Source organism: Streptomyces sp. NPDC006516 (genome assembly GCF_040611875.1).
In the GTDB taxonomy this organism is placed as follows: Bacteria; Actinomycetota; Actinomycetes; order Streptomycetales; family Streptomycetaceae; genus Streptomyces.
Window position 1 is genome coordinate 407,716 of sequence record NZ_JBEXPD010000005.1, and the last position, 7,004, is coordinate 414,719.

Consider the following 7,004-nt stretch of genomic DNA (forward strand, 5'->3'; position numbering starts at 1 on the left):
CGCCTCGGCCGTGTGTCCCGGCAGACCGCTACTATGCCCGCTCATGAATGACGACGTGCGCAACATCGTGCTCGGCCTCATAGCCGCCGGGATCAGCGCCGCCCTCGGCTGGTTCGCCCGCACGTATCTGTGGCGGCGCAAACTCCGGCGCAAGCAGGCCTTCTTCGGGCTGCCGGGGAACTCCGAGTGCCTGCTCGTCGTCAACCGTGAGGCAGGGGGCGACGGCGCCGTTCACCGCAACGACGTCTTCGCCCTGCTGGAACTCTCCGCCCTCATCAAGGACTGCTCGGCGCACGCCCAGATCGTCTCCCACGACACCGCGCAGCAGGGCTTCGGGGAGCGTACGGAATTCTGCGTGGGAGGACCCGGCTCCAACCGGCGGATGGCCGCGCACCTCCAGTCCCTGCTGCCGGGCGTGAAGATCAACGTCACCCCGGAGCCCGGCCCCGACCGCGCCGCGTTCCAGGTGGGTTCGGAGCGCTACCGGCTGGAGGCGGGCGTCAGCGAGTACGTACTGCTGGCGCGCCTGACGGGCAGCCAGGAGGCGCGTCCGGTCTTCTTGTTGTGCGGGCAGCGGGCCATCACCAATCAGGCGGCCTCGCGCTACCTCATGCGCAACCACGAGAAGCTGCAGCGCAAGCACCGCGGTGGTTCGTTCGTACTGCTGCTGAAGGTCGTCAACTCCCAGGCGTACGGGCCCGACGTGGTGGAACTGGTCGGCGATGTGACGCGTGCGGCGCAGGCCCCGCTGCCCACGGCGCCCCGGACCTCGCACCGGGCCGCCGGCTGAACCGTCCGCGGCCGGTGCGAGGTCCGGGCGGCACCACCGGGCCGCCGGCCGAGCCGTGCGCGGCCGGACCGGGCGGCACCACCGGTCCGGCCGCGCCGTGCGTACCGGGCCGGGCGGCGCCCCGGTCCGGGCGGCGCGCACCTCGCTGTCCCGCGCCACCGTGTCCCCGTGCCCCGGATGCGCTCAGGGCCTGAGCTCGTCCTCGTCAGCACGGGCCGCCCACTGTGCGAAGGTCTCGGTGACGTCCGCCCGACCCGCGAGGTAGCGCCGGGTCAGCGTCTCGACATAGTCGGGCAGTTCGTCCGCCGTCGTCTTCAGCCCTCGTAGTTTCCTCCCGAATCCGGGGCTGCCGTTCTCGGCGAGTGCGAGTCCTCCGCCGAGGTGCACCTGGAACCCCTCCACCTGGCGGCCGTCGGGACCCGCGACCAGCTGGCCCTTGAGGCCGATGTCCGCGACCTGCGTACGGGCGCAGGCGTTCGGGCAGCCGTTCAGGTTGACACTGATCTCCGTCTTGGTCTCCGGCAGGCGCTCCTCCAGCTCCCGCACCAGTCGCGCGGCGCGGCCCTTCGTCTCGACGATGGCGAGCTTGCAGTACTCGATGCCCGTACAGGCCATCGTCGAGCGGCGCCATGACGAGGGCTCCGCCTCGAGGCCCACGGCACGCAGGTCGCGCACGAGTGGCTCCGGGTCGGCCACGTCGAGCACCAGGAGCTTCTGATACGGCGTGAGGCGTATCCGGCCGGACCCGTGCAGCTCCGCGATGTCGGCCAGCGCCGCGAGGCAGGTGCCGGACACCCTGCCCGCCATCGGCGCCACCCCTACGTAGTGACGTCCGTCCTTCTGCGGGTGCACGCCGATGTGGTCGATGGGTCCGGGCGGCAGGACGGGGGCCGGGCCGTCGAGCAGGGGCCGTCCCAGGAACTCCTCCTCCAGGACCCGCCGGAACCGCTCCACGCCCCAGTCGCTCACGAGGAACTTCAGCCGGGCCCGGTTCCGCAGCCGCCGGTACCCGTGGTCGCGGAACAGCCGGACGACGGCGAGCCAGACCTCCGGCACCTCCTCCAGCGGCACCCAGACACCCAGCCGCTCGGCCAGCCGTGGCGCGGTGGACAGCCCGCCTCCGACCCGGACGTCGAAACCCGGGCCGTGCACGGGGTGCACTGCTCCGAGGAAGGCGAGGTCGTTGGTCTCGTAGGGCCCGTCCGGCAGCCAGCCCACGGTTGTCTTGAACTTCCTTGGCAAATTGGAGAGTTCGGGGTCGCCCACGAACCGGTCGACGATCTCCCGGACCGCGGGGGTGGCGTCGACGATCTCGTCCTGGGACACCCCCGCGACGGGACTGCCCACGATCACACGCGGACAGTCCCCACAGGCCTCGGTGGTGGACAGCCCCACCGCTTCCAGCCGGCGCCAGATCTCGGGTACGTCCTCGATCCGCACCCAGTGCAACTGGATGTTCTGCCGGTCGGTGATGTCGGCGGTGTCACGGCCGTACCGTGTCGAGAGGTCCGCGATCGTACGCAACTGCGCGAGGTCGAGCCGGCCCCCGTCGACCCGGACACGGAGCATGAAGTACTCGTCGTCGAGCTCCTCGGGGGCCAGCACCGCCGTGCGCCCCCCGTCGATCCCCTGCCTTCGCTGGGTGTAGAGCCCCCACCACCGCAGCCGTCCTCTGAGATCGTCGGGCGGTATCGAGGCGAACCCCTGCCGTGCGTAGACCTCCTCCACGCGCCGGCGGACGAGCAACGGGTCCTCGGCCTGCTTGAACTGCTCGTTGGGGTTGAGCGGATCCCGGTGTCCGAGGGCCCATTGCCCGTGGTGGCGCGCCCCGGCCTGCTGCGGCCGGCCTGCGGATGGCGTCGTCATGCGGTTCCCTCCCTGAGGGGTGCGGGGGTGGTGCGCTGCCGTCACTGCTACGCCATGGGGCCGGTGACCGGAGTGATCATCCCGTCGGGCAGCCAGTTCGTCCCGGCGGCTCCGTGGTGCCCCGTCCCTCCGGCTCCCGAGCCCGGGAGGTAGGCCACCGCCGCCGCGTAGAGCTGCGCGGGGGCCTGCCGGACACCGCCCAGCGCCCGCTGCCACTCCTCGTAGCCGGCCGCGGTGGGCTGCTCCCCGGGGTAGCGTGCGGCGAGCGCCGTCACATACCGCATGGGCATCGGGTCACGCGGGGAGTACCGCAGGGCGATGAGCTGACCGGCCGCCGGTTTCAGGGCCGGGGCGGTCAGCAGCCAGGGCGCCAGGTACGTACCGCGTGCCGCGATCGTCCCTTCGGTGACCCGGCTGATCGTCCTGTCCGCCCCGGACCACCCGGAGACGATCACCAGGGGGTGCCGGCCCTCCTCGGGGCCGACCACCCGCAGACCCGCCCGGGCGGCCTCGGAGCGCACCACCGTGCCGGCCTGGGCGCCGCGCGGGGAGGTGTCCTCCGCGAGCGCCAGGGTCTTCTCGCCACGCTCCTTCAGATGGCGGACGGTGGAGCCGAGGGCCGAGGCGTCCTGCTCGGAGAGGCGGTCCGCCGGGCAGGTGACGGGGAGCTCCTCCGCCGACGCCGCCGCGGCGCCCACCACGGCGCTGGCGCACTCGGGGCCGTCAGGCCCGGCCAGCCCGGTGCGGGACTTCGTCTCACCCCGGCCGGTGTCGAGTTTCACCTCGCCGACCACTCCGCCGGCCTCGACCCAGAGGCTGCTCCTGCCGGGGGCCAGTTCCACGGTCACCCAGGTGCGTGTGCTGCCGGGCCGCCGTTCACCGGCGACGAGGTGGTCCCGATCGGTCCCGGCGGATGCTTTCGGCGTCGCCACGGAGACCAGGTTGGTGCCGGGACGATTCGGCACGACAGTGACCGTCACCGCCTCTCCGCCGGCTTGGAAGACCGCCTGCACCGGGGTGCCCGTGGTGGGTGCGGCGACGGATTCCGGGTTCCGGGCGGGGGCCAGGCTCACCAGAACCGCCACCGCGAGGACCAGGCAGAAGTAGCCGGCGCTGACCGAGCGGCGCCGCATCCTCCCGCTGCGGATCAGGAGCAGGCCGCCGCCGAGGCCGAGGGCCAGGACGAGGGCGGTGGGGAGCAGGTCACCGCCCGGTACGAGGGACTGCCCGAGGTGACCGAGGGGTGCTCCGGCCGCGGTCACCTCGGGCATGGTGGAGGTGTCTCTCACCGCAGGGCACGATCGCTGACCACGAACAGCACCCCGTGCGGTCTGCTGTTGCCGGTGGCGCCGTGCGGCCACGACTCCCTGTCGAAGCTCACACAGGGCTTCCTGGTCACCTCGTCGCGGAAGGACCGGTCGGGCGAGATCTTGCCCTTCTCGTCCAGGTCGAACATGCAGACCCGGTGGTCACCGCCGCCGCCGAAGGTGCCGGCGATGAAGTAGTTGGACGTCGCGATCCGCCTGATCCGGTCGGTCTCGCGGTACTTCCCCTTCCCGTCGCGGGCGAAGTTGTCCATGGCGCCCCAGTGCGGACCGCCGTCGGTGACATCGCGGATCGGCATGACGTCGACCAGTTCGGGGCAGTCGCGTTCGTCGCCTCCCTCGGAGACCTCGTGGAGCTGGTCCACCGAGCACCTGGCCGAGTTGCCGGAACGCAGCAGCTTCTGGATGTCCAGGACGTAGAGCATGCCGGTCGTCTTGTCGAGCGGCTTCCCGTAAGGGGTCGACTGCCCCATCACGGTGTGGAAGAGATAGCGGTCGTCCGGGCTCACCGCGAGCCAGCTGGAGTTGTCGCCGCCGCCGGTGACCGTCTCGTCCTCCTGGAAGGACCGGTAGGCGGTGGTGTCGTCGAACACCTCCTTCCACTCGGGTTTCGCGGCCGCGATGTCCGGGGTGTAGAAGACGGCGCCACCGGCCATGGAGGAGACGAACGCCCCACGGTGTCCCGGCTTGTTCGGCAGTGCGGTCTCCATGACCACACGGGACTCGGCGAAGGTCGCCGACGCCTCCAGCGGAGCGCGGGGGCCGTCGGGGACCTTGGTGACCGAGAGCAGTTCCGGACGGGACCGGTCGCTGATGTCGAAGACGCGCACGGTCTGCCGGGCCACGGTCGGACCCGAGGCCGTGGCCGACTTGGCCGTGGCACCGGGGGCCGCGACACTTCTCGCCTCCGCGAAGTCGCTCGCCACCATGAGGTCGAGGTCCTCGCGTACGGCTATGCCGTGCGGGTTGGCGCAGGTGGCCTTCTCCAGGGAGGGCACGTTGGCGCACCGGTTGGGGTCCTCCCCCTCCTCGGTGGCTGCGGGGATCTCGGCCAGCGTGCGGCCGTCCTCACCTATGTGCACGATCTCGCCCGGTGATCCGCCAGCGCCGTTGCCCTCCCTGACCTCACCGTTGGTGTAGGTACAGGGTCCGGTGACGTTCGGGCCGCCCATGTAGGTGCCGTACGCGGTGCCGTCCTTCAGCACCTGGTAGGCGTCCGGCAGTGTCCCGCACGGGGTGTCCGTGGGCGTGTTGACCCCGACCAGCCTCAGCTCCGGCAGGGCCTTGGTGTCGAAGACGAACGTCGTGTCGGAGTAGATGCCGCCGGCGTAGAGCCGGTCGCCCTTGTGCCAGACGTACTGCATGTGGTGCGGCTCGTTGCCCGTGCCCGGTCCGGTGGTCACCGTGTTGGCCACCTTGCCGTACGAACGGGAGCCGGGTGTCGCGTCGATGACGGTGAGGAAGTCGGGGGCCGCGGGGTCCTCGGAGCCGGCCCAGGCGAGCAGCCATTCACGGCCGGGGCCCGACGCCGCGCGGACCAGGTGGTTCGTGGCGGTGTAGGTGATGCCGTCACGTGCCTCGAATCGGGACGTGGAGGTGACGGGGGTGTCCGCCGCCTGACCGGACCCGGACAGAAGTCCGGTGGCCATCCCCAGCGCCATGAGTCCCACCACGGTACGCCGCGCCAATGTGTTGTTTCGGAGTCTGCCCGTCGGCATCTCTGCGTGCACCCCTTTCGCCTTTTCTGCGACCCGGTCCCGGAACAGGCGCCGAATTCGCCGTCAAAACTTTTGCGAAATGTTTCCTGTGAACTGTCGCAGGGCCCGCTGACGGACGTCTGATGTGCGGCTTGCTCCGCACTGACGCAGCGCCGGTCTGGAACAACCGCGCGGAGACGGCGCCTCCGGCGCCCGATCAGCCCGAGGTCAGCGCCGCGTATACCGGCCTCGTTAATCTGCTGGCGCTGCACAGGGTGGGACGGGGACGAGACTCCGGCACCAGCCGCTGGACTTTTCCGGATCGCCTGGCGGGCCCTGCGGGTCGGCAGCCATTTGGAGGGTCCGTGAGTGAGCGCGTAGCACCGTTCCACTGCCCATATTGCGGAGACGAGGATCTGCGGCCTTCGGATACCGGCCGCGGAGCTTGGGAATGCATGGCGTGCATACGCGCATTCGAGCTCTCTTTCCTCGGACTCCTCACCCGGGGATTCACCAAGGAAGCCAATGATGCGCATATCTGAGCAGTGGGCCGTCGAAGCGGGCCGCAGACTGGAGAACTCCTCGGCGATCGAGGTGCTGCAGTGGGCCGCCGGCACTTTCGGGAAACGTTTCTGCGTGACGTCCTCGATGGAGGACGCGGTGGTCGCCCATCTGGCCTCCCGGGTCTTCCCCGGTGTGGACGTGGTGTTCCTGGACACCGGGTACCACTTCGAGGAGACCATCGGCACCCGGGACGCGGTGGACGCCGTGATGGACGTCAACGTCGTCACGCTGACCCCGCGTCAGTCGGTGGCCGAGCAGGACGCCGAGTACGGCCCGAAGCTCCACGACCGCGACCCCGATTTGTGCTGCGCGCTGCGCAAGGTCGAGCCGCTCCGGGAAGCGCTCGCTCCGTACGACGCGTGGGTGACGGGGCTGCGCCGTGAGGACTCCCCGGGCCGGGCGGCGACGCCGGTCGTGGGCTGGGACCGGGGCCGGAAGAAGGTGAAGATCTCGCCCGTCGCGCGGTGGACGCGGGCGGACGTGGACGCGTACGTCGCCGAGCACGGCGTCCTCACCAACCCACTGCTGGCGGACGGCTACGCCTCCGTCGGCTGTGCCCCCTGCACCCGGCGGGTGCGGGAGGGCGAGGACGCCAGGGCCGGCCGCTGGGCCGGGCGCGGCAAGACCGAATGCGGGTTACACGGATGACGCCGACGGCCCTGGTACGGAGCCATCTGGACTCGTTGGAGTCGGAGGCGGTGCACATCTTCCGTGAGGTGGCGGGTGAGTTCGAGCGGCCGGTGATCCTGTTCTCCGGCGGCA

At 70.9% G+C, this 7,004-nt stretch carries 5 protein-coding genes and 1 pseudogene; 3 read left to right on the forward strand and 3 right to left on the reverse strand.

Features of this window, described 5'->3' with window-relative positions:
- Positions 1-43 precede the first annotated feature (43 nt).
- A complete protein-coding gene (locus ABZY45_RS18195; RefSeq protein WP_356741062.1) occupies positions 44-790 on the forward strand; it encodes a hypothetical protein in 747 nt (248 codons plus the stop codon).
- 183 nt (positions 791-973) lie between these two features.
- On the opposite strand, the gene ABZY45_RS18200 is transcribed toward ABZY45_RS18195, so the two are convergent.
- The 3 genes from ABZY45_RS18200 to ABZY45_RS18210 are packed head-to-tail and all read right to left on the reverse strand — an operon-like array spanning position 974 to position 5,642.
- A complete protein-coding gene (locus ABZY45_RS18200) occupies positions 974-2,656 on the reverse strand; it encodes a nitrite/sulfite reductase (protein WP_356741064.1) in 1,683 nt (560 codons plus the stop codon).
- Between the two features lie 47 nt (positions 2,657-2,703).
- Positions 2,704-3,945: a hypothetical protein gene (locus ABZY45_RS18205; RefSeq protein ID WP_356741065.1), complete on the reverse strand. Its 1,242-nt coding sequence runs from the start codon at positions 3,943-3,945 to the stop codon at positions 2,704-2,706.
- A complete protein-coding gene (locus tag ABZY45_RS18210) occupies positions 3,942-5,642 on the reverse strand; it encodes a hypothetical protein (protein WP_356741067.1) in 1,701 nt (566 codons plus the stop codon). The genes ABZY45_RS18205 and ABZY45_RS18210 overlap by 4 nt, the downstream gene beginning before the upstream one ends.
- Before the next feature lie 561 nt (positions 5,643-6,203).
- Here ABZY45_RS18210 and ABZY45_RS18215 point away from each other — a divergent pair.
- Together ABZY45_RS18215 and ABZY45_RS18220 are read left to right on the forward strand one after the other, a co-directional pair.
- Positions 6,204-6,890: a phosphoadenylyl-sulfate reductase gene (locus tag ABZY45_RS18215; protein WP_356741069.1), complete on the forward strand. Its 687-nt coding sequence runs from the start codon at positions 6,204-6,206 to the stop codon at positions 6,888-6,890.
- A pseudogene (locus ABZY45_RS18220) lies at positions 6,872-7,004 on the forward strand (sulfate adenylyltransferase small subunit); the annotation flags it as partial. The gene ABZY45_RS18215 and the pseudogene ABZY45_RS18220, both read left to right, overlap by 19 nt.